This is a genomic window from Curtobacterium sp. MCLR17_055 (assembly GCF_003234305.1).
Lineage (GTDB): Bacteria > Actinomycetota > Actinomycetes > Actinomycetales > Microbacteriaceae > Curtobacterium > Curtobacterium flaccumfaciens.
The window spans coordinates 156,069-179,234 of sequence record NZ_QKSX01000006.1 but is presented as its reverse complement, the minus strand read 5'-3'; the positions used below and the strand labels follow the sequence as shown (position 1 = coordinate 179,234).

Sequence of the window (23,166 nt, the reverse complement as noted above, 5' to 3'; positions counted from 1 at the left end):
GCATCTCGGGTGCTCCGCCGCCCACAGCCCCCACCGCCCCCCGTTCGGGGCGACGCCTAACGCGGCGGACGACGGGCTCCGATAGCGCCACTCGAGCACGGATCGCTCACCAGTTCGGCCAGGGATCGGCCACCACCGCACGGCGACGTCGCACCGACGCCGCCTGACGAGGGGACCCCCGTGTTCGATTCCGTGACGAGCGTCGCGCTGCAGAGCGCACTCGACGGCCTGTCGATGCGCCAGAAGGTGATCGCGAACAACATCGCGAACATCAACACGACGAACTACCACGCCGAGAAGGTCCAGTTCGAGGACGCCCTGGCGAAGTCGATCGTGGACGGCGACGGCGCCACCACGCCGACGATGGCGCGCAGCCTCGAGCCGACGAACACGAACGGCAACAACGTCAACCTCGACGAGGAGACGCTGTCGAACATCGACACCGTGCTGCGGTACCAGTTCGCCACGCAGGCGATGAACTCCGAGCTCACCAGCGTCCGTGCGGCGATGCGGACGAACTCGTGACGACCTTCGACGCGATCGGCATCGCGAGCACCGGCCTGACCGTGCACCGGAAGTGGCTCGACGCCGTCTCGGACAACATCGCGAACGCGAACACCGTGAAGTCGATGGACGACACCGCGTTCCAGGCGCGCTACGTCGAGGTGCAGGAGGGCGCCGGTGTCTCCGGCGCCTACGTCAAGGGCGCTGCGTTCGGCAGCGCCGCCGGCCGGGTGACCTACGACCCGGACAACCCGCTCGCGAACGAGGAGGGCTACGTCCGCATGCCCGACATCGACCTCGGCACGCAGATGGCGGACCTCATCATGGCTCAGCGCGGCTACCAGGCGAACGCCGCCGTGGTCGACCGTGCCAAGACCGCCTACGAGGCGGCACTGCAGATCGGGAAGAACTGATGCCCATCGACGCCGTGAACGGTGTGACCACCAACGCGATGACGAACGCCCTGACGAGTGTGTCGGGGACGTCCAGCGACAGCACGAACGCGACCGGTGCCGCCGGCGCGACGACCGACGGCAGCGGGTTCGCCGCGAGCCTCGGCAACGCCGTCGACGGGCTGCAGTCGTTGCAGAGCGACTCGAAGACCCTCGCGCTCAAGGCCGTGACCGGCAACCTCGACGACATCCACGACGCCACGATCGCCGCCACCCGCGCGCAGGTCACGCTCGAGCTCGTCTCCGCCGTCCGCAACAAGGGCGTCGACGCCTTCAACGAGATCATGAGGATGCAGGCCTGATGCCCGTCGCCGTCAAGAACGTCTTCGCGCGCCTCAGCGCCTACGTGAAGGGCTTCTCCGCCGCCCAGCGCACCATCGCGATCCTGGCGATCGCGGCGCTCGTGCTCGGTGGGATCGCCCTCGCGTCCTGGCTCGGCAAGGCGTCCTACGCGCCGCTCTTCACCGGGCTCGCCGCGGCCGACGCGAGCTCCATCACGGACCAGCTGCAGACCGACGGTGTGCCGTTCCAGCTCACCGACGGCGGCGCGACGATCCTCGTGCCGCAGGCGCAGGTGTACTCGGAGCGGCTCAAGGCGGCGTCGAACGGCCTCCCGTCGTCGAACGAGGGCGGATACTCGCTCCTCGACAAGATGGGCGTGACGAGCTCGGAGTTCCAGCAGGACGTCACCTACAAGCGCGCGATGGAGGGCGAGCTCGCCAAGACCATCGGTGCGATGGACGGCGTGCAGACCGCCACCGTGCAGCTCGCGATCCCGGAGAAGTCGGTGTTCGTCTCCGAGGAGAAGGACCCGACCGCGTCGGTGTTCATCGCGACCGACAACGGCACGCAGCTCAGCACCGACCAGGTGCAGGCCATCGTGCACCTGACGAGCGCCTCGGTCGAGGGCATGCAGCCCACCGACGTCTCGGTCGTCGACGCGAAGGGCCAGACCCTGTCCGCCGTCGGCACCGGTGCGACCGGTAGCGGCGCGGACCAGGCCGCCGACTACGACGCGGCGACGAGCAAGAAGATCCAGGACCTGCTCGACACCACGCTCGGCGTCGGCAACGCGACCGTCGTGGTCTCCGGGACGATGAACCAGGAGTCCGGCACCCGGACGTCCGAGAGCTACACGAGCCCGACCTCGGGTCCGGTCGCACTGAACGAGTCGAGCACCACCGAGGAGTACGGCGCGGGCTCCGGCGCGGGGAGCGGCGCGACGGGGGTCCTCGGTCCGGACAACATCGCCGTCCCGAACGGCACCGCGACGAGCGGCGCCGGCGACGACGGGTACAAGAACGAGTCGGCGACGAAGAACAACGCCGTCGACCACACCACCGAGACCACGCAGATCCCCTCGGGCGGGCTCGACCGGCAGACCATCTCGGTCGCGCTGAACTCGAAGGCCGCCGCCGTGCAGAACGCGAACCTGCAGAGCATCAACGACCTGGTGTCCGCCGCCGCGGGTGTCGACCAGGACCGTGGCGACCAGGTCAAGGTCGCGATGATGGACTTCGACACGAGCGCCTCCGACCAGGCCGCCAAGGCCCTGGAAGCCCAGCAGAAGGCCGACCAGCAGGAAGCACTGTGGTCGTCGATCCGCACCGCCGGCATCGTGATCGGCATCGTCCTCGCCGTCATCGCGATCATGTTCTTCGTCGCCCGCCGCAACCGGAAGCAGGAGCGCGAGGCCGTCGACCTCGGCGAGCTCGACGCCTTCGCCGGCGAGACGTTCCAGCTGCCCCTCGCGATGGACGGCGTCGACGACCGGGCGACGCTCGGTGCCGGTGACGCCCCGACCGCCGTGCTGTCGGCGATGCCCGCCGGCGACGCCCCCACCGAGGTGCTCACGACCGAGGAGATCACCGCCGAGCGCCGCCGTCAGGACATCTCCGCCCTGGCCGAGCGCGACCCGAAGCGCACCGCCGAGCTCCTGCGCGGGCTCCTGGACGACCGGGCACCGGTGTGAGCGCGCTCATGCCGAGCCCCGGCGGCGGCTCCGGTCCGAGCGACCGTGCCCTGACCGGTGCGCAGAAGGTCGCGCTCATCCTCATGCAGATGGAGACCGACCGCGCCGCCGAGGTGATGAAGCAGTTCACCGAGATGGAGGCCGAGGAGATCTCCGCCGAGATCGTCCGGATGCGCCGCGTCGAGGACACCGTCGTCGACCAGACGCTGTCGGAGTTCCACCGGATCACGATGAGCGGCCGGCTGCAGAAGCGCGGTGGCAAGGAGACCGCCCTCGGGCTGCTCGAGGCGTCGTTCGGCGCTGAGCGGGCCGCCGGCGTGATGGACCGTCTGGCCTCGAACCTCGCCGGCCAGTCGTTCGACTTCCTCGACGACGCCGAACCCGGCCAGGTCATCTCCCTGCTCGAGGGCGAGCTGCCGCAGACGATCGCCCTCGTGCTCGCCCACCTGGGCCCCGGGCAGGCCAGTGCCGTGCTCGCCGGGATCGACGAGCGTGTCCGCACCGACGTCGCCCAGGCCTTCGCCACCATGGGCAGCGCGACCCCCGAGGCCGTCGGCATCGTCGCCGGTGTGCTGCGCCAGCGCGCCGGGGCCGTCGTGTCGCCGCGTGAGAGCGTCGAGGTCGTCGGTGGCATCGCGCCCCTGGTCGACATCATCAACCGCTCGGACGTCGCCACCGAGAAGGCCGTGCTCGAGGGACTCGAAGCCCGGGACCCGGAGCTCGCCGAGGACATCCGCTCCCGCATGCTCACCTTCGAGGACATCGTGAAGCTCGAGTCCCGCGACATCCAGCAGGTGCTGCGCGGCATCGACTCGAAGATCCTCGCGACCGCCATGAAGGGCGCAGCCGGACCCGTCGTCGAAACCATCCGCGCGAACGTGTCCGAGCGCAACCGCGAACTGCTCGACGACGAACTGCAGGCCATGGGCCCGGTCCGCGTCTCGCAGGTCGAGGAAGCCCGCGCCGAGGTCGTCCGCTCCGTGCGCGAGCTCGAGGCCCAGGGCGTCGTCACCGTGCACCGCGCCGAGGAGGACGAGCTCGTTGACTGACACCGTCGTGCACCGCGTCGCCTTCCCGGTGCTCGCCGACCCCGCCGGACGCGAGCGCGCGTCGAGCGCGGACGTCCGCGGGCACGCGGCCGGGTACACCGCCGGCCTGCGGGCCGCGCAGGCCGAGACCGACGCCCTGCGCGCCCGGCTCGAGGCCGAGCACGCCGCGCGGATCACCGCGCTGCAGGCCGACACGGCCCGCCGGATCGCGGTCCTCGACGCCGCCACGAACGCCATGCTGTCCACGGTCGCCCCCGTCCTGGCGGACGCCGAGGCGTCGGTCGCGAGTGCGGCAGTCGACCTGGCCGAGGCGATCGTCGGCAACGTGGTCCGCGCCTCCAGGCCCGCACACGACGCGACCGTCGCCGACGGACCGGGCAGCCGGGAGGCCCGGATCGCGTCCGGCGCCGAGGCCACCGTCCGGCGGGCGCTCGCGTCCGTCGACCGCACGGTCCCGGTGGCCGTCCGGCTGAGCCCGGGGGACGCCGCGCGCGTCGCCGGCCTCGACCTGCCGGTGCCGGTCGTCGCCGACGGTGCCCTGCGCGACGGCGACGCCGTCGTCGACCTGCCGGACGGCATGCTCGACGCCTGCATCGCCACGGCGCTCGACCGCGCCCGCACCGCCCTCGGTGTCGACGCGACGGGAGCCGACCGGTGACCGCCACGCTGCTCCGTCCGCGCGGTCTCGACGAGGCGCTCCTGCGGGCCGCACCCCAGCGGGTCGGTGTCGTCACGAGCGCCGTCGGCCTGGGGCTCACGATCGCCGGGCTCGACGCCCGCGTCGGCGAGGTCGTCACGGTCGGCGCCGAGGACGGCGAACAGACCGCGGTCGAGGTCGTCGCCACCGATGCCTCGGGCGTCCGCTGCATGCCGCTCGGCCGCCTGACCGGCGTGACCGCGGGCACCCCGGCGCGTCCGACCGGCCGCCCGGTGCTCGTGCCGACCGGATCCGGTCTGTTCGGCCGCGTGCTCGACGGACTCGGCCGACCGATCGACGACCGCGGGCCGCTCGAGGGCCCCGGCGGCGGACCGGTCACCTGGGTCCCGCTCGACCACGACACCCCGAACGCGATGGCCCGGACCCGCATCGACACGCCGATGCAGCTCGGCGTCCGCGTGCTCGACACCCTGACCACCGTCGGCCGCGGGCAGCGCATGGGCCTGTTCGCCGGGTCCGGCGTGGGCAAGTCGTCGCTGCTGTCGATGATCGCGCGCGGGAGCGACGCGGCCGTCAACGTCATCGCCCTGGTGGGGGAGCGCGGCCGCGAGGTGCGCGAGTTCCTGGAGGACGACCTGGGACCCGAGGGGCTCGCCCGCTCGATCGTCGTGGTGTCGACCTCCGACGAGCCGGCGCTCATGCGCCTGCGTGCCGCGTTCGTCGCCACCCGCATCGCCGAGTCGTTCCGCGATGCCGGGCAGGACGTCGTGCTCATGATGGACTCGCTCACCCGCGTCGCGATGGCGCAGCGTGAGATCGGCCTGTCGGTGGGGGAACCGCCGGCCACCCGGGGCTACCCGCCGTCGACGTTCTCGGTGCTCGCCGGACTGCTCGAGCGTGCGGGGACCGACCGCGTCGGCAGCATCACGGGCATGTACACCGTGCTCGTCGACGGCGACGACCACAACGAGCCGATCGCCGACGCCGCCCGCAGCATCCTGGACGGCCACGTCGTGCTCGACCGCAAGCTCGCGATCACCGGGCACTTCCCGTCGGTCGACGCCCTCGGCTCGGTGTCCCGCGTCGCCTCGAAGGTCACCCGACCCGAGCAGCGTGCCGCCGCCACCGTGCTGCGGAAGGTGATGGCCGCCCGAGCCGGTGCCCAGGACCTGCTCGACGTCGGTGCGTACCAGCGCGGGTCGAACCCGCTCGTGGACGCCGCCGTCGACCACCAGGGACCGATCGACGCGTTCCTGCGCCAGGGGATGGACGAGCGGGCCACGGCTGATGCGTCCTGGCAGCGCCTCGGCGGCCTCGTGCAGCAGCTGGGGGTGTCGTGATGGCCCGCCGTTTCCCGCTCGCCGGGCTCCTGCGCCTGCGCCACACCGAACAGGACCGTGCCGCCGCCACACTGGCCGCCGCGAACGAGCGCGTCCGTGACGCCGCCGACGCCCGGATCGCCGCACGCCGCAGCCTCGCCGACAGTGAGGACGCCCAGCCGATCCAGGACGCCGCCACCCTGAGCGCCGTCGCCGCAGCCCGTGCCGCGACCCGCGGGATGCTCGAGGAGCTCGACGCCGTGGTGCAGAACCGCCGTGCCGACGCCGACCGGGCGCAGCAGGACTACACCGCCGCCCGTCGTGCCGCCGTCGGCCTCGAGAAGCTCGAGGGCAAGCACACCGAGCAGCAGGCGGCCGAGGAACTCCGGACCGAACAGAACGCCCTCGACGAGATCGCGGCACGACGCCGCACGGAAGGTCGTGCCCGATGAGCGTCGAAGCGGTGCTCTCCCGGATCTCGGAGATCCGGTCCCAGATCGACACGCTGCGCGGCGGGACGGCCACGGCTGCCCCGAGCGCCTCCGCCACCAGCGGTGCCGCGGGATCGTCGGCCTTCGCCGATGCCCTCGCCACCGCCGACGGCACGACCGGTGCCGCGAGCGCTGCCGGTGCGACCGCCGCAACGACCCCGACGGCCACCCGTGCCCCGGCGACCTCGGTCGACGCCGGGGCCGGCACCCTCGCCACCGGCAGCGGTGCCACCGGGGCCGACGTCGTGGCCGACGCGAAGAAGTACCTCGGCGTGCCGTACGTGTTCGGCGGGGAGACGACCGCGGGCATGGACTGCTCGGGCCTGGTGCAGACGGTCTTCAAGGACCTCGGGGTCACGATGCCCCGGGTCGTGCCGGACCAGGCGAAGATGGGCGTCGAGGTCGGCTCCCTGAAGGACGCGCAGCCCGGCGACCTGATCATCCCGAAGGGTGAGGGCCACGTCGTCATCTACGTCGGCGACGGCAAGGTGCTGCACGCGCCGCGCCCCGGCAAGGACGTCCGGATCGTCGACAACTGGTACTCCGACGGCGACATCGCGACCATCCGCCGGATCGTCCCCGCCCAGGCGGCCCCGGCGGCCGTCGCCGCGCCGACCGCCTCGGCAGCGCGTTCCGCGACCGACCTGCAGACCGCCGCGCTGCTGTCCATGATGCAGTCCGGGAGCGCCGCATGAGCCTGACCATCGCCACCCAGCCGTCCGTGCCCACCGCACCGGGCTCCACCCGGGGTGCATCGTCCGACCCCGCGGCTGCCGGGTCCTTCGGTGCGGCACTGACCGCCGCCGTCGCGACCGAGCGGCGAGCCGGCGACGGTGGTGCCGGGCGGGACGACGCCGACGGCCGCACGGCGGACGGCTCGGCTGCGACGCCGGGCACCGCCGTTACGCCGTCCACGTCTGCGGCCACGTCCGCGTCGGACCAGGCGGTGCCGAGCGACGCAGCGCCCGTCGACGCGCAGGCGCTGCTCGCCGCCGGACTCGTGGCCGTGGCCGCACCGATCGCTCCGGCCAGCCGCGCCGCCGAGACCTCCGCCGACGGCCCACACGCCGTCGTGGCCGCAGGGGTGACCGCCGGAACGACCAACACCACGACCACGACACCGCCGTCGGTGGAGGGGGACACGTCGACGCCGGTCCCGTCGACTGCGGCGCCGACCACCGCCCCCGCCACGGCGACCCCGCAGCAGGCACCGGCGTCGGGCGTGGCACCGGAGACGGCTGCCGCTGCGACGACCCGGCCGGCGACCGCCGCCGCGGCGACGCCTGCCGTGACGCCCGCCGGCACCGTGTCTCCGGCCGCTGCCGCGACGACCGTCGCCGACGCCACCCCCGCGACGACCGCTGCGTCGACGACCAGGGCCACGAGCGACCCGGCGACCACCGCCCCGACCGCCGCTCCCGCGATCGCGGCCCCCGCCGCCTCCCGCACCGCCGACGGCGACACCGCCACCGTGACCCCTGCTCAGGCGCCGGTCGTGGCGGCCGCCGCCCCGGCAGCCGGCACCGGCTCCCGAGCCGGCCACGGGACGGAGCAGCAGGCGTCGACGCCGGGTGATCCGGGCCTCCCGGCCGTCGCCCCCAGCCGCGGTGGCGAGACGCCGTTCGTCATGTCGACGACGCCGCCCGCCGCGGCGACCGCGCCGGCCCCGGCACCGCTCGCCCAGCAGCTGGCGCGACCGGTGTTCTCGCTCGCACAGGCCGGCCCCGGCGAGCACGTCGTCACGGTGCAGGTCGTGCCGGACAGCCTCGGCCCGGTCACGGTCCGCGCGCACGTCACCGCCCACGGCATGCACGTCGAGCTGTTCGCCGCGTCGGACGCCGGCCGCGAGGCCGTCCGCCAGGTCCTGCCGGACCTGCGGCGCGACGCGGCCGGCACCGGTGTGAGCACCACGCTCGACCTGTCGTCGCAGAACCAGCCGCAGGACTCGCCGGGTCGCGACGAGCGCCCGGCCGCGCGTGCGCTGCCTGGCGACCCCGGCCTGGAGGCGCGGGTCACCCCGCGCACGCAGCCCACCGCCCACACGCCCTCCATCCGCACCGCGGGACTCGACGTCCTCGCCTGATCCGGCTCACGAACAGGAACGCACCATGCCCATCGACGGCATCACCGGCAGCGTCGACCCGACCGCGCAGGCCGCGGCCCTCGCCGCGAACTCCACCGCCCAGAAGTCCCAGACGATGGACTCCGAGGTCTTCATGAAGCTGCTCGTCACGCAGCTGCGCAACCAGGACCCGTCGTCGCCGATGGACACCAACCAGATGATCGGCCAGCAGACGCAGCTCGCGATGATGGAGCAGATCACCAACCAGACCACGACGGGGAACGAGAACTTCTCGCTCCAGATGCGCATCGCCGCAGCGAACCTCGTCGGCAAGCAGGTCAGCTACACCGACGCCGACTCGGGCAAGTCCGTCACCGGGACCGCCTCGGCCGTGTCGTACGCGAACAGCGTGCCCACGGTCACCGTGAACGGGAAGGAGGTCGCTCTCGACGTGATCTCCGGCATCACCACCACCGCTCCGGCGTCCTGACGCCCGCTCCTCCCTTCCTCGCTCTTCCTCGTACTTCCTCGCTCTTCCTGCCTCTCCGAAAGGACGCACCATGCTCCGCTCGCTCTACTCCGGGATCTCCGGCCTCCGCTCCCACCAGCAGATGCTCGACGTCACCGGCAACAACATCGCCAACGTGAACACCGTCGGCTTCAAGTCGTCGACCACCGTGTTCCAGGACACCCTGTCGCAGATGACCCAGGGTGCCGGGGGACCGCAGACCGGCATCGGCGGCACGAACCCGGCCCAGATCGGCCTCGGCGTGCAGGTCGCCGGGGTCTCCACGAACTTCTCGCAGGGCTCGGCGCAGGCCACCGGCAAGGCCACCGACCTGATGATCTCGGGCGACGGGTTCTTCGTCACCCGCCTGGGCAACGACACCGTCTACACCCGCGCCGGTGCGTTCGACTTCGACGCCAACGGCCGCCTGGTCACCGCCGACGGCAAGATCGTGCAGGGCTACCCGGCCACGAACGGCGTCGTCAACGAGAACGGCCAGCTGTCCGACATCACGCTGCCGCTCGAAGCAGCGGCCCCGGCGGTCCGCACCACCGCCGCCACCGTCGCCGGCAACCTGCCGTCCGAGACCGCCGTCGGCCAGACCATCACCCGCGAGGCCACCGTGTACGACGCCTCGGGTGCCAAGCACACGATGTCGCTCGCCTACACGCGCACCGCCGACGGCTGGGACGTCACCGGGCGCAACGGCCAGGGCACCACGGCGACGACCTCGCTGACCTTCGGCACCGACGGCAAGCTGACCGCCGGCGGCACCCTCGCCGTCGGGGGCATCCGGGTCGACATGGGCGACCTGACCGGGTTCGCCTCGCTCAACACCGCGGCGATCGGCTCGCAGAACGGCCGCGAGGCCGGCGCGCTGCAGGGCTACTCGATCTCGAAGGACGGCACCGTCACCGGCACGTTCTCGAACGGCGCGTCGCTCGCGCTCGGCCGCATCGCCCTCGCCACGTTCGCCAACCCGGCCGGCCTCGAGAAGACCGGGGCGTCGGGCTACCGCGCCACGGCGAACTCGGGCGGGGCGACGGTCGGCGGCCCCGGCTCGGCGGGCGTCGGTTCGCTCGCGGCGGGGACGCTCGAGATGTCGAACGTCGACCTGTCGCAGGAGTTCACGAACCTGATCGTGGCGCAGCGCGGGTTCCAGGCGAACGCCCGCATCATCACCACCTCGGACGAGGTGCTGCAGGAGCTCACAAACCTGAAGCGCTAGGCGCGGGGGGCTCGCGGGCGCGCGTCGCGGGTCGCGGTCGCGGGTCGCGGGTTGCGGGCGCTTGGTGAGCAGGAACGGTCGGGTACTGAAGGGGGACTCGACCGTTCCTGCTCACCATCGTTCGTGGTGCAGGGAGTTCGGCGACCGTTCGTGACGAAAGGGTGCGTCGCCACGTCTCATCGGTGCGATGCGCGAGAACCACGACACCGACCACCAGTCCGACCACCGCTGCTGCAGCGTCTTCGACCGCTGGCGGTGTGATCGACCACGCGGCCACGACGGCGTGCACGAGTCGCGTGCTCCCGGCGGCCGCACGAGCTGGAACGACGCGCTGACCGGGCGGCGGCTCTCGGACGTCTGACCGAACCGGACCGGTGACCCCGGTCCGGAACGGCGCGCTCCCGTTCGTCAGAGGCGTCCGAGCCCGTTCCCGAAGAACACGGTCCCGTTCAGCACGAGGACGACCACGGTGACCGTCCTGGCGTTGCGGGCCATCCAGGCGCGGACCGCCTCGAGGCCGGCGCGCGCCTGGTCGGCTCGGACGAGTGCGAACACGACGGGGCCGCTCACCGTGCTCGTGGTCACGAGGGCGGCGCCGCCGAGCAGCACCACCGCCGGCACCGACGGCACGTGCGCGGACCCGAGGACGATCCCGAGACCGCCGGCGAGGAGCAACGCCTTCGGCCGGAACGCGAGCAGCGCGCCGACGGCGAACGCGACGGCCGGTCGCACGGTCGCGAGCAACCGCGTGAGTCGGCCCGTCGCTCCGTTCCCGCCCGGTCCCGCAGGTCGGCGGAGCAGCACGACGCCCGCGGCTGCCGACACGGCGCCGAGGAGCATCTCCAGTGCGCCGAGCAGCGGCGCCGCCCGGACGTGCAGCGCCGGCACCACCACCGATCCGAACACGGCGGTCATGACGACCGTGACGACGAAGACGCCCGAGGTGTAACCCGCTGTGTAGAGCACGGCGGGACCGGCGCCGCGCCCACCCAGGAGCAGCGTGAGCACGCCGATGACGGGGACGGAGCTCAGGGCACCCGCGATGACGAGGGGCAGCATCTGTCCGATCGTCGCGAGCATGCGTCGACACCGATCACGAGGTCGTCCTGGTGACGTCCCCGGCCTTCCAGGTGCGGTCGAAGTAGGGCTCGAGGGGGCCGTAGAACCGCAGGTACGAGAACCAGTGCCGCCCGGGGATGGTCTGCACCCAGTTGCTGGCTCCTGCGGCGGGTTCGGTCGGCCCGAAGTGCAGCACGACGGAGCCGTCCGGTTCGGTCACGAGGTCGTCGTCGCGACTGCCCCGGTCACCGCGCTGCTGCTCGTTGTCGATGAGGCACCGTGTGGCGACGTCGTAGACGGTGACCGACCAGAAGAGGGCGGCGGGCACGTCGGCAGGAACGGTGAGCGTGTAGTCGACGCCCCCGTCGAGCCAGGCACCGTCCGCGTCGACGTACGCGCCGAGGTAGGCCTGGCCCTTGCCCGGGACCGTGCTCTTCATCGCAGCCGAGAAGCTCACCGCTTCGTAGAACCAGGAAGCCCGCTCGAGCAGCTCGTCGTACCAGGGCCCGCGCTGGGACGAGTTGGTCAGGACGACCGCGGTGTCCCACTGCCGGTCCGGCCAGTACTTCGCTCCCGGGAACCGCTTGGCGAAGGTGTTCGCCTGCGCCATCCGCTCGCCGTCGACGGTTGCCCGCTCGAGGATGCGCCGCAGGCGGTCGTCGGGCGCGAACGGCGTGCCGGGTTCGATGCCGAGCTGGCGCAGCACGGCGAGGAAGAACCGGTCGCGTTCGTCGACGACCTCGGTCTGGTAGATCTCGTGCAACCGTTCCCAGTAGGCGATGCCGCGTGGCTGGTCACCCGACCATCGCCGGCCACCGGGGGAGACCAGCCGCGTGGTCGGTGGATCCGCGTGCACCGCGAGCGGATGGACGCGCACCGCCTCGGCGAGGGACGCGCTCCGATCCGGGTCGGGGTCGAGGGTCCGGAAGCCGAACATCACGTTGACACCGGTGCTCTCGACGACCGTCCAGTCCGACGGGTGGTCGGGGACGTCCTGGCCCGGTCCGACCACGAGGGTCGTCCCGCCTCGACCGGCGTCCGCTCCCATCTCACCCAGCACCGCGACCTCCCGTTGCCAGAAGTCGGAGATCCCGCCGGCAGTCGGGCCGGGTGGGAGCTCGATCACCAGCGGGCCGGTCGCGGACAGGTCGAAGAAGTTCAGGATGTACGGCGTCGTCGCGTTCGCGGTGATCAAGCCGAGCCGGTCCTGGTAGGTGAGGTAGCGGACGAGGTCGTGGTCGGTCGCGCCGAAGACGTCGCGGTGCTGTGTCCGCCACTGGGCGTAGGACACGATCGGCAGCGCCCAGAGGTACGCCTGGCACGCGAGCTGGTGGTCGAGTTCGTCGAAGATCCCTGCGAGGTCCTCGCGGGGCGGGATGTCGGCGGCCGTGGGCGAGACGTCAGTGGTCATCCCCGGATCGTCGTCGTCTCCGCCGTGCACGGCATCACCCGGGGTGGGTGAGCCAGACCCGCCGACCGGATCACCCCGTTGGGGTGGTCCTGCGGGCCCGGCCGGCCGGGTAGACCTGCTCCCATCAACCGCGGAGGGAACCGACCATGGACTTCTGGACCACGTTCTGGGCGATCGTCTGGTACGCATTCTTGGCATTCACGTTCGTCGCGGCGCTCATGGCGCTTTTCTCGGTCATCGCCGACCTGTTCCGGGACCGCGAGCTGAGCGGGTGGTGGAAGGCCGTGTGGGTGCTGTTCCTCGTGTTCGTCCCGTTCCTGACGGTGTTCGTCTACCTCATCGCGCGCGGCCGGGGCATGGCCGAGCGGAGTGCTCGAGCGGCACACCAGGACCAGCAGGCTGCCGAGGGGTACATCCGGCAGGTCGCCGGGACGTCACCGGCTGACGAGATCGCGAAGGCCCAGGCACTGCTCGACGCGGGGACGATAACGTCGAGCGAGTTCGCGAGCATCAAGGCACACGCCCTCAGCACGACGCGCACGTCCGCGACCGCCGGGGCGGTGTGAGCGATGCGCACGTTCACCTACGGTCCCGCCGAAGCCTTCGTGGTCCTCCACGACGGCAACCTGCCGGACCGTGCCGTCCTCGGGGCGCTCACCGACCTGATCGCGACGGACACCCTGCGGCTCCTCGACATCCTGCTGATCAGTCGCGCTCCTGACGGCTCCGTCCGGGTGCGCGAGATCGACGACGTCACGGACCCCGGGCTCGCCGGACCGATCGTGCTCGAGGCTCGTGGTCTCGCCGCCAACGACGACGTGGACGAGATCGCCGACTCGTTGGCACCCGGGACCTCGGCGGCGATCGTCGTCGTCGAGCACGTCTGGGAGAAAGCCCTCGCCGAACGGTTCGCCGCGAGCGGTGGGCAGCTGCTCTGGAGCGCGCGCATCCCGGCACCGGAGCTCAACGAACTCGCCGCCACGGCACACATCGGCTAGGAGCGACGACCATGTTGTTCAGACGTTTCGGTCGACCCGGACTCCTCGGCCTCGCCGCTCGCACCGCGGTCGTGGCCGGTACCGCCGGCGCGGTGGGCGGCGCGATCCGCACCCACCAGCAGGCAGCCGCGCAGGAGCGTGCAGCTGCCGACGCCTGGGACGCCGAACAGACCGTTCCCGTCCCACCGACGCCCCCGGCACCGCGGGACGACGGCGGGAACCTGCTGCGCGAGCTGGAACGGCTCGGCCAGATGCACCAGCAGGGGCTGCTCGACGACGCGGAGTTCGCAGCCGCGAAACAGCGGCTCCTCGCCGGCTGACCACGACCGACACCACCGAACCACCCAACGGAAGGAACACCATGGCAGACCTCATCGTCATCTCGTTCGACGACGACGCCCGAGCCACCGCAGCGTACGACGAGATCCAGCAGTTGCAGGACGACCTCGTGGTCGAGCTCGCCGGCCTCGCACTCGTGCACGTCGACGACAAGGGCAAGACACACGTCGAGACCCCGGGACCGGTCGGGAACGTGGGCGCCGGCGCAGCCGGGGGAGCGCTCTTCGGCACGCTCCTGGGCCTGCTGTTCTTCGTGCCGTTCTTCGGCCTGGTCATCGGCGGGGCGCTCGGCGCCCTCTTCGCCGGACTGGACAAGACCGGCCTGAACGCGGAGTTCCGCGACCGCGTGAAGTCCGCGGTCGCGGACGGGCGGTCCGCGGTCGTGGTCTACGCGACCAAGATCACCGAGGACAAGTTCGGCGAGGCGCTCTCCCGGTTCGGCGGCGCGGTCGTGCAGACGTCGCTGTCCGAGGCCGACGAACACGAACTCGCGCACGACATGACGGGTGCTCGCTGAGCTCCCTCCGGTGACGCGCCGCCGGTCCTGGACGGGCGGCGCGTCACCATCTCCTCCGACGACACGGAAGGGTCCGGGCCATGGGCGTACTCATCGCCGACCTCATCGCCCCGGCGCTCGGTATCCTCCTGAGCCCGCTGGCGATCATGGCCCTCGTCGCGGAGCTGCTGTCCCGGCGGAACCGTGCCAACGGCATCGCCTACTCCGCCGGCTGGCTGCTGGGTGTGATCGTCGGGGTCGGGGTGTCGGTCGCGGTGTTCACCGCGGTCGACTTCCACCCACGGACGGACACGTCGTCCTGGTTCGCCCTGGTCCGGCTCGTGATCGCGCTCGTCCTCCTGCTCACCGCCGTGTGGGTGTTCCGTCGCGGCGGCAAGGACCTGCGGAAGATGGCCGCCGCTGCGACTCCTGAGCAGATCGCTGCCGCTGCTCCACAGCTCCCCGGCTGGTTGCAACGGGTCAGCGAGTTCACCCCGGGACGGTCGTTCGCGCTCGGCTTCGGACTGTTCGTCCTCAATCCGGTCGACGCCTCGTGCGCGATCATCGCCGGGCTCGACATCGCGAGTGCACCGGTGGGCACGGCTGCCGGTGCAGCGGTCGCCGTCGGGTTCGTCGTCGTCGGCGTGGCACCGATCGCCGTCCCGGTGTGCTTCGTCGCGGTCCGTGGCGCCGCGGCCGCACCGGTCCTCGAAGGACTCCGGACCTGGATCGCCGGGCACACCAGCGTCCTGAACGGTCTCCTCATCCTCGTCATCGGTGCGCTGCAACTGCAGAAGGCCCTCGCAGCGCTCATCCCGTGACGCCACGTCGAAGGGCGCATCCATGACCAGCACCGCCGACGAACTCACGACCCTCCGCGCTGAGAACGCCGCACTCCGTGCGCGGTTGGCTGCCCGCGACGGAACGTCGACCCACCCTGGACCACGACGGCGCTGGCGACGGGCCGTCCCCGCTGCCGCGCTGATCATCATCGGCGCGCTGCTCGCCCCCGTGACGGTGGTCGCCGTCTGGGCCGAGCGCGAAGCGTCCTCGACCGAGGCCTTCGTGGAGACGTTCGCCCCGCTCGCTCACGACGGCTCGGTGCAGGCCCTCGTCGCATCGAGGACGGTCGCGGTGATCAACGAGCGACTCGACGTGTCGCAGCTCACCGGAACGGTCTTCGACGGGATCGCCCAGCTCGACCTCCCACCACGCGCGAAGGACGCGCTGGGCGCGCTGCAGGCGCCTGCGACCGCCGGCATCGAGGGACTGATCACCAGCACCGTCGACCGGTTCGTGGCGTCCGAGCAGTTCGCCGAGCTCTGGGACCGGCTCCTGCGGACCGGGCACACCCAGATGGTCGCCTCCCTGCGAGGAGACCGGGACGCCGCCGTTTCCATCGGTGGAGACGGCGCGATCGGCATCCAGCTCGGTCCGGTCGTCGCCGAGGTGAAGAGTCGACTGATCGAGCGCGGGCTCACGTTCGCGGTGCGGATCCCGAGCGTCGACCGGACTCTCGTGATCGCGACCTCGGACGCCGCGGTGCGGGCGCAGACAGCGTTCGCGGTGGTGCAGATCGTGGCCGGGTGGCTGCCGTGGATCCTGGTCGCCACCATCGGACTCGGCGTCGTCACGGCAACCCGACGAGCACGCGCGCTCACGCTCGCAGCGGTCGGCGTCGCCGTGACGATGATCGTGACCCTGGTCGCCGTCGGGGTCGGGCGGGTGCTGACCGTCCACGCCCTTGCCCCTGACCTGATGCCCAGGAACGCCGCTCGGACGATCTACGACAGCGTGGTCGCCTTCGTCGCGAGCGCCGCCGTCGCCGGAACGGTCCTCGCCCTGTCCGTCGCACTCGTCGCGTGGTACGCGGGCTCGTCGTCGTCCGCGCGGACGGTGCGCGGGTCGTTCGTCCGCGCCGCGGGATCGCTGCGTGCCGCCGCAGAACGACGTGGTCTGTCGACGGGGCGGGTCGGCGTGCTGGTCTGGCGGGGACGCGTCGTCATCCGGACACTGCTCGCGATCGCAGCGGCCGCGGTCATCGTGACGCACCGTCCGCTCACCCCCGGGCTCATCGCCTGGACGCTAGTGGCTGCGCTCGTCGTCGTCGCCGCCACCGAACTCGTCGGGCGACCCTCGGCGCCGCGCACCGGGGTCTCACCCGGAACGGACGATCCCGCGCCCTCGTCCGCTCACTAGCGTCCGACGTGGTGGTGCGCAGCGCATCCCGGCAGCAGGGAGAGGGCACGATGCCGTTCTGGAAGCACCACGCTCAGCCGACGCCGTCACCGTCACCGACACCGACACCGACACCGGGGTCGACCTCCGGGTCCACACCTGTGACTGGAGGGGAGCAGGGAGCCACCCCGGACCGGGGGCTGCGGATCATGCTGGGTCTCGCCGCCGCGGTCGTCGTCGCCGTCGGCTGCGCCCGGTTCTCGGGGATCATCGCCCCGACCGTGCTCGCGCTCGTCGTGACGATCTGCGTGCAGCCCGCCCGGGTGTTCCTCGAACGGCTGGGGTTCGCCCGCAGCCTCGCCTCCGCCGTCGTGATCGTCGTGATCCTGGTGCTGCTCGTGGGCTTCTCGGCCGCCCTCGTGCTCTCCGTGGCCCAGTTCGCCACGTTGTTCCCGCAGTACGCAGCCCAGATCCACGCCTTCGAGGAGCAGCTCGGCGACTGGCTGACGTCCCTCGGCATCGGGCAGGAGCAGGTCCAGGCGCTCCTCGCAGGACTCGACCCCGGGAAGGTCGTCGGTGCCGTCTCGGGTGTCGTGGGCAGCGTGTTCAGCCTCGGCGTCGGACTCCTCGTGGTGCTCGCGCTGATCGTCTTCATGACGCTCGACGCCGGGTACGGGCGACTGATCGCAGACCGCGTCCGTCCCGGACGACCGCAGCTCGTCGACGCGCTCGCGTCGTTCACCGCGAGTGTCCGGAAGTACATGGTCGTCACGGCGGTGCTCGGTGCCGCCGTGGCCGCCCTCGACGCCCTGGCACTGGTCGTGCTGCAGGTCCCCGGCGCCGCGCTCTGGGGGCTGCTCGCCTTCATCACCGGGTTCATCCCGAACATCGGGTACTGGATCGGCATCATCCCGCCGGTCGTGCTCGCGCTCCTCGCGAACGGGTGGGGGAGCGCCGTCGCCGTCATCATCATCTACGCCGTGATCAACGGAGTCATCCAGTCCGGCCTGCAGCCCCACATCGTCGGCTCTGCGGTGTCGCTCAACCAGACGATCGCGTTCCTGTCGGTCGTGTTCTGGTCCGCGGTCCTCGGCCCGCTCGGCGCCGTGCTGGCGATCCCGCTGACGCTCCTGGTCCGGGCGCTCCTCGTCGACGCGAACCCGGACGCCCGGTGGATCCGGCCGGCGCTCGGCGACGTCGCCGGTCTGTCACCGCCGACGTCACGGGAGCGTCGTCGGCGCGAGCGGAGCACGTCCCACCACCCAGACAGGAGCACACCGTGAACTTCGCGTCCCTCTTCGGCGAGATGCTGCCGCAGGCAGTCACCATCGCCATCAGTCCGATCCCGATCATCGCGGCGATCCTCATGCTCCTCTCGCCACGTGCGCGCACGGTCGCACCCGCGTTCCTGGTCGGGTGGGTCGCCGGAATCGCCGTCGCGGTCGTCGTCGTGACCCTGCTGTCCTCGTCGATCCCGGCGGCGGACCCCGACGCGTCGAAGCCGGTGGCCGGCATCGTCAAGATCGTGTTGGGCGTGCTGCTGCTGCTGCTCGCCGTCCACCAGTGGCGCGGTCGACCGCAGCGCGGGACGACCCCGGCGCCGCCGAAGTGGATGACGGCCATCGACACGATCACCCCGGCCAAGGCCGCCGGCCTGGCGTTCCTGCTCGCGGCGGTCAACCCGAAGAACCTCATGATGGCCGTGGCGGCGGGCGTCACCGTCGGCACGAGCGCTGCCGCCGGCGGCACCGTCGTGTGGTCGGTGGTCGTGTTCGTCGTGATCGCCTCGCTCAGCATCGGGATCCCGGTCCTCGGCTTCCTGGTGGCGGGGGACCGGGTCGCGGGTCCGCTCGAGAACCTCCGCGACTGGCTCACCGACAACAACGCGACGATCATGGCCGTCCTGCTGCTCGTGATCGGCGTGACGACCGTCGGCAAGGGGATCGGGGCGTTCTGATGCGGATCCTCCCGGGCGTGACCCGTCGCTCCTGGCGGACCGAAGCCCTGGCGGGCATCACCCTCGCGGCGATCGCCATCCCGTTGAACATCGGGTACGCGCAGATCGCGGGTCTGCCACCCACCGCCGGCCTCTACGCACTGATCGTGCCGGGCGTCCTCTTCGCCCTCCTCGCGTCGTCCCGGCAGCTCGTCGCCTCGCCCGACGCGGCAGCGGCGGCGTTGGTCGGGTCGTCCCTGGCCGGGCTCGCGGTGGCCGGCAGCGGTTCCTACCTGCAGTTCGCCCTCGCGCAGGCACTGATCGGTGCGGTCGTGTTCGCGGCCTGCGCGGTGCTGAAGCTCGGGTTCCTGGCGAACTTCCTGTCGGCGCCGATCCTGGTGGGGTTCGTCGGCGGCCTCGCGCTCGACATCCTGCTCAGCCAGGTCGCGAAGATGCTCGGTGTCAAGGTCGACAGCGGCGACGAGTTCATCCCCCGGCTGGGCGAACTCGTCAGCGGTCTGGGGCACCTGAACGTCTGGTCCGTGTGCATCTCGGTCGCGTCGGTCCTCGTCCTGGTGGTCGGGCGCCGCTTCCGTGCGGTGCCGTGGGCGCTGGTGGTGCTCGTCGTCACCACCGTCGTGCTCGTGCTGTTCCGCCTCGACGACGCCGGCGTCGCGGTCCTCGGGGAGGTCCCAGCCGGCCCGCCGACCTTCACCTGGCCGCAGATCTCCTGGCAGCAGTGGCTGCAGCTCGTGCCGAGCGCCGTCGCGCTCACCCTCGTGGCGATGGCCGAGGGGCTGCTCGTCGCACGTCGGTACGCCGAGCAGCACAGCTACGCCGAGGACGCCAACCGAGACCTGTTCGCCTTCGCCGCGGCGAACGCGGGATCCGGACTCACCGGCGGTTTCACGGTCGGCTCGTCGGCGTCGCGGACCGCAGCGATGGACCAATCCGGGTCGAGGACCCAGCTGCCCTCCGTCGTCGCAGCCGTCCTGACCCTGCTCGTGGTCTGCTTCGGCACCGCGCTGCTGCAGGACATCCCGTCGCCGGCCATCGGGGCGATCGTCGCCGTCGCCGTCACACCGTTGCTCGGGATCGCGGAGTTCGCACGGCTGTGGCGGCTCCGGCGCTTCGAGTTCGTCGTCGCCGCCGTCTGCTTCGCAGCAGTGCTCCTGCTCGGTCCGATCATCGGCGTGCTCATCGCGTTCGTCCTCTCGCTGGTGAACGTGGTCCGTTCGGCGGCGAACCCGCCGGTCGACGTGCTCGTGCCGAGCGGCGAGCCGGTCGACGTGTTCCGCGCGGCCGAGGACGGTCGAGTGACGACGGCGCCCGGTGTGGTTGTCCTGCGGTTCGCGGGGCCGCTCTTCTTCGGGAACGCGCAGGTGTTCTCGTCCGCCGTGCACTCGGCGGTGACCGCCGGACTCGCCGACGGGGCACGCGCACTCGTCATCGACTGCGAAGCGGTCACCGGGGTCGACACCACCGCGGCCGACGTTGCGGGCGAGGCCATCGAGTGGGCGCGGGCACAGGGCGTCACGGTCGGGTTCAGCCGCGTCCGCTCGGCGACGCGGGCGGAGCTCGAACACTTCGACCTGCTCGGTGACAGCGCCGTCTACACGAGCAACCGGGCGGCGGTCGAGGCGCTGACGTCACGGTGACCGGCGCCTCGGCCGATCACCGTTCCTGGCGGAGTTCGGCGATCTCGAGCCCCAGCTCGGCGATGCGGGCGAGCAGCGCGTGCAGGGCGGTCTGGTCCTCGAGCGTCCCGATCAGCAGGGTCTGGGCCGGAGCCACCTGGACCAGTTCGAACTCGGGGAACGCCGCCTCGAGCGTCGGCGACGACGCGTAGGGCAACCGGACTTCGTATCGGCTCATGGCGACCTCCTGCTCCAGGCCGAGCATCGCACCGAGGAGCCGACGGCGAGTCCCCTGAACCGGGTGAAGTCGTCGTGGACCGGCCGCTCAGAGCAGCCCGTGCAGTCGTGCCGCCGTGACGGCCTCGGTACGGCCGGAGGCGGACAACTTCGCGTACACGCTCCGGAGGTGCGTCTTGATCGTGTTGACGCTGAGGTGGTGCTTCGCGGCGATCTCGGCGATCGTCTGGTGGGCCGGCAACTCGAGCAGCAGCTCCTGCTCCTTGGCGGTCAGCGCCACGGCCATCTGCTGTTGGCCGGTCCCCGCGTCGCCCGCGGCCGTGGCGGCGAGCGACGTGATGTGGGACGCGTAGTCCTCGAGCGGGCCGAACGAGCCACGGAGTGCGCGGACGAGGTCCGCTCCGGCGTTCCGCGACGCCAGGAACTCCCGGGCGAAGCCGAACTCCTCACTGATGTCCAGTGCCCGTCGGACGCGGTTCGCAACCTCGAGGGGCCGGACCTGCTGCTCCGCGTGGGCGGCGAGGGCGAGATGGGCGTGCACGACGCTGACCCCGGTCCACGCTGCGTCCCGGCCGTCGACGGCTTCGGCGACCGCGGCCGATGCGAGGTGGTCGGTGCGCCCGGCCGCGAGCAGCCGGAGCGTGTTCGCCTCGAGTGAGTCGGGGCCCAGGATCCCGGCGACGAGACGACGGATGTCCGCCGCCGCTGCCGGCCCGTGCAGGGTCTGCGACCAGGAGTGCAAGCGCGTCGAGACCGCTGCGACCGTCCGGGGGTGAGCACGCCCGTCCGTCCGGACGAGCTGCACGAGTCGGGCGAGCGGCTCGCGGGGAGCCGCCGACGCATCGACCGCCGCGACGCAGAGCACCACCCGTACCTGGAACAGCAGCCCGAGCTCGGCGCCGGTCGGGTCTGCTGCTTCGATGCGGTGCAGCGCAGCGAAGGAGACCGGCTCGCACCGCGCGTAGGCCTGCATGGTCGTCAGCAGCATCGCGCGTGCGGTCGCCCGGTTGTAGGGCGGCGTGGTGTCGAACCGGACGATGTTCATCCGCTCCTCGTGCGCACTGGCCGTCCGCCAGTCGCCGGCACGGACCGCGAGGGTGGCCGAGGCGTCCACCGCGATCACGTAGAGCCATCCGTAGCCGGCGCGGAGGGCGGCTGCCTGCACCGACCGGAGCAGCTGTTCGGCGTCGTCGCGCTGCCCCGTCGCGATGAGGCACCAGGCGACCGCTGCGCGGAGGACCAAGGCGGTGTCGAGGGACGGGATCGGCGTTCCGCGGAGGAACTCGCCCAACTCGCGCAGCCGGGCCCCGGCAGCGACGTCGTCCGTGATCAGGAACGTGCTGAGCGCCAGGACCACCGGTCGCCAGCGCCGGTCCTCCGTCGCGCTGGCGGTCGCCAACAGTGACTCGGCCCGGGTGAGGCACTCCTCGGCCCCGATGCGGTCCGGGAACGCCGGGGCGTCCATCGCGAGCCGGATCGCCGCGACCGGCAGCGTGTCCCGCCCGTGGGGGAGTGCGCTGAGCGCCGTCCCGACCAGGGTCGTGCGTCCCTGCATCAAGAGGACGCTGCCGGAGCGTTCGACCTGTGTCGCGATGGTCAGGGGATCGCGGGAGAGCAGCGCCTGTTCCATCGCGAGGTCGTGGGCGCCGAGTTGCTCGTACCACTCGGCGGCCGTCGCGTGGTTGCGCACCGCGCTGCACTCGTCACGGCGACGGAACTCGGCCCGCATGTACGCGGCGAGGACCGGGTGGATCCGGAACCCGTCGCCGTCGGCTGCAGACTCGACGAAGAGGTGCCGGGCGCTCAGCCGTTGCAGGACTGCCCCGACGTCGTTGCGGCCGGTGAGCGTCACGGCGAGGTCCAGCGGCACCTCGGACGCGACTGCCGCGCGCATGACGACGGCGCGGTCGGCTGCGCTGAGGGTGTCGAGGATCCGCACCGTCAGGTAGTCGGCCACCTGGTGGTGGTCACCGCCGAACCGGGCGACCGCGGCGGCACGGTCCGTCTGGGTGAGCAGGAACGGCATCGCCAACACGACACCGGCGGCCCACCCGCCGGTGCGCTGCGCCAGCGTCTCGGCGTCCTGCACCGGCAGGACGAGGTCGAAGCGGAGCGCGAGGGCGAGGGTCTCGTCGACGGTGAAGGCCAGTGCCGCGGGCGGCACCACCATCTGACCGCCCAGCGTGTCGACGACCGAGCCGAAGCCCGTCGGCTCGAAACGCCCCGCAACGACGATCCGCGCGCCGGCCCGCGCCATCGACAGCAGTCGACGGAGTGGTGCTGGGCACTGCCCGCCGAACAGGGTGTTCACGTCGTCGACGAACCACCAGTCCACGGTTCCGTCGCCGTCGAGCGGCACGTCCGCGTCGAGCAGCAGGTCTGCTTCGTTGAGCCACCGCACGCGGGCACCGTCCGATTCGAGCGCTGCCGCCCACTCCGCCAGCGCGGTGGACTTGCCAGCCCCGGCCACCGCCCAGAGCGTGAGCAGGCGCAGGTCCGTCCGCGTGAACTGCCGGAGCGGTTCGAGCAGTCGCGGACGCCGCACCGTCCCCTGGTGTCCTGCCGGCTGCGGTGGCGCGGTGGACCCGCCGGGCTCGGGCCGGAGCCTGGTGCGCGGCGGTGTCCTGGTCTC

Annotated in this window: 26 protein-coding genes; 22 read left to right on the top strand and 4 right to left on the bottom strand. The window is 72.0% G+C overall.

The genetic code is table 11. The features are described from left to right. Window positions 1-180: 180 nt before the first annotated feature. The 13 genes from DEJ09_RS07420 (at window position 181) to DEJ09_RS18075 (ending at window position 10,604) form a co-directional block, all read left to right on the top strand. Window positions 181-525 (top strand): flagellar basal body protein, encoded by a 345-nt coding sequence (locus DEJ09_RS07420; protein ID WP_017886135.1) that lies wholly within the window; start codon window positions 181-183, stop codon window positions 523-525. Next, a complete protein-coding gene (locus DEJ09_RS07415; RefSeq protein ID WP_017886136.1) occupies window positions 522-917 on the top strand; it encodes a flagellar basal body rod protein FlgC in 396 nt (131 codons plus the stop codon). The genes DEJ09_RS07420 and DEJ09_RS07415 overlap by 4 nt, the downstream gene beginning before the upstream one ends. Next, window positions 917-1,258, top strand: a complete 342-nt coding sequence (gene fliE / locus DEJ09_RS07410; protein ID WP_027465513.1) for a flagellar hook-basal body complex protein FliE — start codon at window positions 917-919, stop codon at window positions 1,256-1,258. The genes DEJ09_RS07415 and fliE overlap by 1 nt, the downstream gene beginning before the upstream one ends. After that, the gene (gene fliF, locus DEJ09_RS07405) at window positions 1,258-2,928 is read left to right on the top strand and encodes a flagellar basal-body MS-ring/collar protein FliF (RefSeq protein WP_111088079.1); all 1,671 of its coding nucleotides are present in this window, start codon (window positions 1,258-1,260) and stop codon (window positions 2,926-2,928) included. Before fliE ends, fliF begins: the two co-directional genes overlap by 1 nt. Further along, window positions 2,925-3,977: a flagellar motor switch protein FliG gene (fliG, locus tag DEJ09_RS07400; protein WP_244993480.1), complete on the top strand. Its 1,053-nt coding sequence runs from the start codon at window positions 2,925-2,927 to the stop codon at window positions 3,975-3,977. Before fliF ends, fliG begins: the two co-directional genes overlap by 4 nt. Continuing rightward, on the top strand, window positions 3,970-4,635 hold the full coding sequence (locus DEJ09_RS07395; protein ID WP_111088078.1) for a hypothetical protein: 666 nt from the start codon (window positions 3,970-3,972) through the stop codon (window positions 4,633-4,635). The genes fliG and DEJ09_RS07395 overlap by 8 nt, the downstream gene beginning before the upstream one ends. Further along, window positions 4,632-5,975 carry a FliI/YscN family ATPase gene (locus tag DEJ09_RS07390; RefSeq protein ID WP_111088077.1) on the top strand — a complete coding sequence of 448 codons (1,344 nt, stop codon included), beginning with the start codon at window positions 4,632-4,634 and terminating at the stop codon, window positions 5,973-5,975. The genes DEJ09_RS07395 and DEJ09_RS07390 overlap by 4 nt, the downstream gene beginning before the upstream one ends. Continuing rightward, the gene (locus tag DEJ09_RS07385) at window positions 5,975-6,406 is read left to right on the top strand and encodes a flagellar FliJ family protein (protein ID WP_111088076.1); all 432 of its coding nucleotides are present in this window, start codon (window positions 5,975-5,977) and stop codon (window positions 6,404-6,406) included. The genes DEJ09_RS07390 and DEJ09_RS07385 overlap by 1 nt, the downstream gene beginning before the upstream one ends. Then, entirely contained in the window at window positions 6,403-7,140 is a 738-nt protein-coding gene (locus tag DEJ09_RS07380) for a C40 family peptidase (protein WP_111088075.1), read from the top strand. Before DEJ09_RS07385 ends, DEJ09_RS07380 begins: the two co-directional genes overlap by 4 nt. Continuing rightward, window positions 7,137-8,528: a flagellar hook-length control protein FliK gene (locus DEJ09_RS07375; protein WP_111088074.1), complete on the top strand. Its 1,392-nt coding sequence runs from the start codon at window positions 7,137-7,139 to the stop codon at window positions 8,526-8,528. The genes DEJ09_RS07380 and DEJ09_RS07375 overlap by 4 nt, the downstream gene beginning before the upstream one ends. 25 nt (window positions 8,529-8,553) lie before the next feature. Next, window positions 8,554-8,997, top strand: coding sequence for a flagellar hook assembly protein FlgD (locus tag DEJ09_RS07370; protein WP_071403921.1), 444 nt, complete (start codon window positions 8,554-8,556; stop codon window positions 8,995-8,997). 70 nt (window positions 8,998-9,067) lie between these two features. Next, window positions 9,068-10,243, top strand: coding sequence for a flagellar hook protein FlgE (locus tag DEJ09_RS07365; RefSeq protein ID WP_110863826.1), 1,176 nt, complete (start codon window positions 9,068-9,070; stop codon window positions 10,241-10,243). A gap of 187 nt (window positions 10,244-10,430) precedes the next feature. After that, window positions 10,431-10,604, top strand: a complete 174-nt coding sequence (locus DEJ09_RS18075) for a hypothetical protein (RefSeq protein WP_181433297.1) — start codon at window positions 10,431-10,433, stop codon at window positions 10,602-10,604. Window positions 10,605-10,651: 47 nt separating this feature from the next. Here DEJ09_RS18075 and DEJ09_RS07360 read toward each other — a convergent pair whose 3' ends face one another. After that, window positions 10,652-11,323, bottom strand: a complete 672-nt coding sequence (locus tag DEJ09_RS07360; RefSeq protein ID WP_111088073.1) for a GAP family protein — start codon at window positions 11,321-11,323, stop codon at window positions 10,652-10,654. 13 nt (window positions 11,324-11,336) lie between these two features. Next, entirely contained in the window at window positions 11,337-12,713 is a 1,377-nt protein-coding gene (locus DEJ09_RS07355) for a DUF1254 domain-containing protein (RefSeq protein ID WP_111088072.1), read from the bottom strand. 146 nt (window positions 12,714-12,859) lie between these two features. Between DEJ09_RS07355 and DEJ09_RS07350 the strand changes: the two genes are divergently transcribed. The 9 genes from DEJ09_RS07350 (at window position 12,860) to DEJ09_RS07310 (ending at window position 20,318) form a co-directional block, all read left to right on the top strand. Beyond that, window positions 12,860-13,279 carry a PLD nuclease N-terminal domain-containing protein gene (locus tag DEJ09_RS07350; protein ID WP_111039534.1) on the top strand — a complete coding sequence of 140 codons (420 nt, stop codon included), beginning with the start codon at window positions 12,860-12,862 and terminating at the stop codon, window positions 13,277-13,279. A 3-nt stretch (window positions 13,280-13,282) separates the two neighbouring features. Beyond that, window positions 13,283-13,711 (top strand): DUF6325 family protein, encoded by a 429-nt coding sequence (locus tag DEJ09_RS07345; RefSeq protein ID WP_111088071.1) that lies wholly within the window; start codon window positions 13,283-13,285, stop codon window positions 13,709-13,711. 11 nt (window positions 13,712-13,722) lie between these two features. Next, complete coding sequence (locus DEJ09_RS07340; RefSeq protein ID WP_111088070.1) at window positions 13,723-14,031, top strand: SHOCT domain-containing protein; 309 nt, start codon at window positions 13,723-13,725, stop codon at window positions 14,029-14,031. Between the two features lie 41 nt (window positions 14,032-14,072). Continuing rightward, a complete protein-coding gene (locus tag DEJ09_RS07335) occupies window positions 14,073-14,567 on the top strand; it encodes a DUF1269 domain-containing protein (RefSeq protein WP_111088069.1) in 495 nt (164 codons plus the stop codon). Between the two features lie 80 nt (window positions 14,568-14,647). Next, the gene (locus DEJ09_RS07330) at window positions 14,648-15,367 is read left to right on the top strand and encodes a GAP family protein (protein ID WP_111088068.1); all 720 of its coding nucleotides are present in this window, start codon (window positions 14,648-14,650) and stop codon (window positions 15,365-15,367) included. Between the two features lie 22 nt (window positions 15,368-15,389). Beyond that, a complete protein-coding gene (locus DEJ09_RS07325; RefSeq protein WP_111088067.1) occupies window positions 15,390-16,745 on the top strand; it encodes a hypothetical protein in 1,356 nt (451 codons plus the stop codon). A gap of 188 nt (window positions 16,746-16,933) precedes the next feature. After that, window positions 16,934-18,007, top strand: coding sequence for an AI-2E family transporter (locus DEJ09_RS07320; RefSeq protein ID WP_164941102.1), 1,074 nt, complete (start codon window positions 16,934-16,936; stop codon window positions 18,005-18,007). After that, window positions 18,004-18,681 (top strand): GAP family protein, encoded by a 678-nt coding sequence (locus tag DEJ09_RS07315; protein WP_241660355.1) that lies wholly within the window; start codon window positions 18,004-18,006, stop codon window positions 18,679-18,681. Before DEJ09_RS07320 ends, DEJ09_RS07315 begins: the two co-directional genes overlap by 4 nt. 17 nt (window positions 18,682-18,698) lie before the next feature. After that, entirely contained in the window at window positions 18,699-20,318 is a 1,620-nt protein-coding gene (locus DEJ09_RS07310) for a SulP family inorganic anion transporter (RefSeq protein ID WP_258373823.1), read from the top strand. 16 nt (window positions 20,319-20,334) lie between these two features. On the opposite strand, the gene DEJ09_RS07305 is transcribed toward DEJ09_RS07310, so the two are convergent. Together DEJ09_RS07305 and DEJ09_RS07300 are read right to left on the bottom strand one after the other, a co-directional pair. After that, entirely contained in the window at window positions 20,335-20,535 is a 201-nt protein-coding gene (locus tag DEJ09_RS07305; RefSeq protein ID WP_128779853.1) for a hypothetical protein, read from the bottom strand. 87 nt (window positions 20,536-20,622) lie between these two features. Continuing rightward, window positions 20,623-23,079 carry a LuxR C-terminal-related transcriptional regulator gene (locus DEJ09_RS07300; RefSeq protein WP_111088064.1) on the bottom strand — a complete coding sequence of 819 codons (2,457 nt, stop codon included), beginning with the start codon at window positions 23,077-23,079 and terminating at the stop codon, window positions 20,623-20,625. Window positions 23,080-23,166: the final 87 nt, after the last annotated feature.

Bases quoted from the DNA above. Each gene is read 5' to 3' on its own strand.
- DEJ09_RS18075 (WP_181433297.1), top strand. From the start codon at position 10,431: ATGCGCGAGAACCACGACACCGACCACCAGTCCGACCACCGCTGCTGC.
- DEJ09_RS07345 (WP_111088071.1), top strand. From the start codon at position 13,283: ATGCGCACGTTCACCTACGGTCCCGCCGAAGCCTTCGTGGTCCTCCAC.
- fliE (WP_027465513.1), top strand. From the start codon at position 917: ATGCCCATCGACGCCGTGAACGGTGTGACCACCAACGCGATGACGAAC.
- DEJ09_RS07325 (WP_111088067.1), top strand. From the start codon at position 15,390: ATGACCAGCACCGCCGACGAACTCACGACCCTCCGCGCTGAGAACGCC.
- DEJ09_RS07370 (WP_071403921.1), top strand. From the start codon at position 8,554: ATGCCCATCGACGGCATCACCGGCAGCGTCGACCCGACCGCGCAGGCC.
- DEJ09_RS07375 (WP_111088074.1), top strand. From the start codon at position 7,137: ATGAGCCTGACCATCGCCACCCAGCCGTCCGTGCCCACCGCACCGGGC.
- DEJ09_RS07335 (WP_111088069.1), top strand. From the start codon at position 14,073: ATGGCAGACCTCATCGTCATCTCGTTCGACGACGACGCCCGAGCCACC.
- DEJ09_RS07380 (WP_111088075.1), top strand. From the start codon at position 6,403: ATGAGCGTCGAAGCGGTGCTCTCCCGGATCTCGGAGATCCGGTCCCAG.
- DEJ09_RS07305 (WP_128779853.1), bottom strand. From the start codon at position 20,535: ATGAGCCGATACGAAGTCCGGTTGCCCTACGCGTCGTCGCCGACGCTC.
- DEJ09_RS07330 (WP_111088068.1), top strand. From the start codon at position 14,648: ATGGGCGTACTCATCGCCGACCTCATCGCCCCGGCGCTCGGTATCCTC.
- DEJ09_RS07385 (WP_111088076.1), top strand. From the start codon at position 5,975: ATGGCCCGCCGTTTCCCGCTCGCCGGGCTCCTGCGCCTGCGCCACACC.
- DEJ09_RS07340 (WP_111088070.1), top strand. From the start codon at position 13,723: ATGTTGTTCAGACGTTTCGGTCGACCCGGACTCCTCGGCCTCGCCGCT.
- DEJ09_RS07355 (WP_111088072.1), bottom strand. From the start codon at position 12,713: ATGACCACTGACGTCTCGCCCACGGCCGCCGACATCCCGCCCCGCGAG.
- fliF (WP_111088079.1), top strand. From the start codon at position 1,258: ATGCCCGTCGCCGTCAAGAACGTCTTCGCGCGCCTCAGCGCCTACGTG.
- DEJ09_RS07360 (WP_111088073.1), bottom strand. From the start codon at position 11,323: ATGCTCGCGACGATCGGACAGATGCTGCCCCTCGTCATCGCGGGTGCC.
- DEJ09_RS07350 (WP_111039534.1), top strand. From the start codon at position 12,860: ATGGACTTCTGGACCACGTTCTGGGCGATCGTCTGGTACGCATTCTTG.
- DEJ09_RS07365 (WP_110863826.1), top strand. From the start codon at position 9,068: ATGCTCCGCTCGCTCTACTCCGGGATCTCCGGCCTCCGCTCCCACCAG.
- DEJ09_RS07320 (WP_164941102.1), top strand. From the start codon at position 16,934: ATGCTGGGTCTCGCCGCCGCGGTCGTCGTCGCCGTCGGCTGCGCCCGG.